Source organism: Streptomyces sp. NPDC060000 (genome assembly GCF_042737375.1).
Lineage (GTDB): Bacteria > Actinomycetota > Actinomycetes > Streptomycetales > Streptomycetaceae > Streptomyces.
The window spans coordinates 13,656-16,831 of record NZ_JBHWUU010000131.1; the positions used below are offsets into that span (position 1 = coordinate 13,656).

At 73.5% G+C, this 3,176-nt stretch carries 2 protein-coding genes; both read left to right on the forward strand.

Annotated elements, in window-relative coordinates:
* Nucleotides 1-130: 130 nt before the first annotated feature.
* On the forward strand, nucleotides 131-1,270 hold the full coding sequence (locus ACFWBB_RS40695; RefSeq protein ID WP_385283750.1) for an ABC transporter permease: 1,140 nt from the start codon (nucleotides 131-133) through the stop codon (nucleotides 1,268-1,270).
* A gap of 294 nt (nucleotides 1,271-1,564) precedes the next feature.
* Nucleotides 1,565-3,176: amino acid adenylation domain-containing protein (locus tag ACFWBB_RS40700; protein ID WP_385283752.1), on the forward strand; the 1,612-nt coding region annotated here is incomplete at its 3' end.

Consider the following 3,176-nt stretch of genomic DNA (forward strand, 5'->3'; position numbering starts at 1 on the left):
GCGGGGGGTGGGGCGGGGGGCCGGGGCCGCCGGCGCGCGGGCGGGGGGGGGGGCGCCGCGCGCGGGCCCCCGCGCCCCCCCCCCCCCCCCCGCCCCCCCCCCCCCCCCCCGCGACCGGGATCCCGCCGATGTGGGCGGCGCGGTCTGGACGACGGCCCGGCAGAGCGCCCTGACCGCGTACCGCCGTACCTCGGCGACCACCACACCGGTGGTGATCATCGTGAGTCTGGCGGGCTGTCTGCTCGGCACCATCGGCACCATCAACGCCGCCCAGGTCAGCGGCGTCCACCGCGAACTGGCCCGCACCGACTACGTGGTCCGGCCCACCGGCACACCCGGACTGAGCCGGGACCTGGTGGACCGCGTCCGCGCCGTGCCCGGCACCACCGCCCTGGTGACCACTCCCACGACGGTCTTCGCCTCGCGGCCGCTGAAGCCCGCCCTCGCCCGGCATGCGGCGGCGGTCGACTCGTCCACGCTGGGCACCGTCTCCGGCCTGCGGGTCTCGACAGGCACTCTGAACGGCCTCGGCCCTGACTCCATCGTGGTCAGCGACGCCTGGCCCGGCTCCCCGCACACCGGGGACCGCATCAAGGTCTGGCTGGCCGACGGCACCCCGAAGAAGCTCCGCGTCGCCGCCGTACTCGCCGCCGGCAACGACGACGTCCGGGCGTACGTCGACTTCTCCTACGCCGGTACGGCGATGGCCGGCCAGATCGACGTACAGCTCGCCGTGGGCACCGACCGTGCGAAGACGGCCGCGGCACTCCAGGCCGCCGTCCACGGCACGGGGGCCCGGCTGGCCACCCCGCAGCAGGTGGCGGCCGCGGCCACCGACGCCAACGAGGAAAGCTCCCGCAACGGCATGCTGATGATCCTCGGCCTGTCGATCCTGTACGCCGTGATCGCCCTCGCCAACACTCTGGTGATGACGATCGGCGACCGCCGGCGCGAACTGGCCATGCTCCGGCTGGCGGGCGCCACCACGGGCCAGGTCCTCGGTGCCGTGGCGGTGGAGACCCTCATGTGTGTGGCCGCGGGAGCCGTCCTGGGCGGGCTGGGCTCTGCCATCAGCATCACCGGTTCCTGGGCCTCGCTGCGGCAGTTGGTCGGCGCCACTCCCGCCGTCGTCCCCTGGTCCACCCTCGGCGGACTCGTCGTCGTGTGCGCCGTCACCGCGCTGCTGGCCGCCGTACTGCCCGCCGCGCTGGCGCTACGGCGCGGCGGCGGGCGCAGCATCCTCGCGGACATCAGCGGCGAGGCGGGCTGACCGAAACCCCGGCACGTCCCCCTTCCCCTTCCCTCCCCTTCCCCAGACCGGCGCTCACCCACATCCCCCTGGGTGGCGCCACCGCTCGTCGGCCCCGAAGCCTGCCCTGTCTTGGGGGCCGACGAGTCGCGTTCGTATAGAGCACTTATAGCGGCCCCGCCCAGACTCCAGGCATCTGATGGCTACGAGGGTGCGGGAGACCTCCTCGCGGCCGCACGCCGGGAACCGTCCCGCCGCGGCGCGGGAGAACGGCCGGTCGCGCACCGTCCGCCTCACAGGATCGGGGGATTCGGCATGTCCGAGCCGAGCATCGGCGCGCCCGCCGAAGGGGGAGCAAGTCCAGTGTCCGGATCAGGGATCCAAGCCAGCCACGAGCCGCTGACCGGCGAGCTGTTCGCCGCCCGCAGCGCCGCCACCCCGAAAGCCGTGGCGGTGATTTCCGGCGCCGTACGGCTGTCGTACCAGGAGGTGGAGGAGCGCGCCAACCGCGTCGCGCACCGGCTGATCGCCGCCGGTGCCGGTCCCGACACCATTGTCGGAGTCTGCCTCGGCCGCGGCCCGGACCTGATCCCGGTGCTGCACGGCATCTGGAAGGCCGGAGCCGCCTACCTCCCCCTCGACCCGGCCCTGCCGACCGAGCGCATCACCTACATGCTCTCCGACGCGCGGGCCCCCCTCCTGGTGACCGAGTCCGCACACGCGGAGCGGGCCGCCGGCTTCCCCGGTACCACCGTCCTCCTCGACGACGGCCACGAAGCCGCCGCCGTGCCCACCACGGACCCCAGCCGCCGGACCGACCCGGACCAACTCGCCTACGTCCTCTACACCTCCGGTTCCACCGGCAGGCCCAAGGGCGTGATGATCAGTCACCGGGCCCTGCTCAACCTGCTGGCCTCCGTCCGCGACGACATCGCGCCCGCACGCCGGGCCACCTGGCTGGCCTCCACCTCCATCTCGTTCGACATCTCCGGTCTCGAACTGCACCTGCCGCTGATCACCGGCGGCCGCGTCGTGCTCGCCTCCGACACTCAGGCCAAGGACGCCGCCGCCCTCGTCGGCCTCGTCGACAGCCACCGCGTCACCCACGTCCAGGCCACCCCGTCCGGCTGGCGCCTGCTGCTGGCCGCCGGCTTCGACAACTACGCGGTGACCGCCCTGGCCGGCGGCGAACCCGTGACACCGGAACTCGCCGCCGATCTCCAGGACAAGGTCCAGCGGCTCGTCAACGTCTACGGCCCCACCGAGACCACCATCTGGTCCACCTTCTGGGAGATCCCGGAGAACACCGGGACGATCTCCATCGGCGCCCCTCTCGCCAACACCGGCGTCCACGTCCTGACCGAGGACCTGCGGCAGGTACCGCCCGGCGTCCCCGGCCAACTTCACCTCGACGGCACCGGCCTGGCCCGCGGCTACTTCGACCGCGCGGGCCTGACCGCCGAGAAGTTCCTGCCCAACCCCCACGGCCCCGCCGGCTCACGCCTGTACCGCACCGGGGACCTGGCCCGCTTCCTGCCCGACGGCACCCTGGAGTGCCTCGGCCGGATCGACAACCAGGTCAAGGTCCGTGGCTACCGCATCGAGCTGGGCGAGATCGAGGCCCGGCTGCGTGAACACGCCGGTGTCGGGGACGCGGTGGTGACCGTCAAGGAAAGCGCGGCGGGAGAGAAGTCCCTCGTCGCCTACGTCGTCGCCGGCAAGGGCGGCCTCCCGGACGCGGCCGCCCTGCGCGGCCGACTGGCCCAGGTGCTGCCGGACTACATGATCCCGGCCGCCTGCATGACCATCGACCGTATCCCGCTCACCAACAGCGGCAAGGTGGATCATCGTGGGTTGCCGGTGCCGGATCTGGCGGCGTTCGCGGCGGAACGGTTCGTGGCGCCGCGTACGCCGGTGGAGGAGCGGC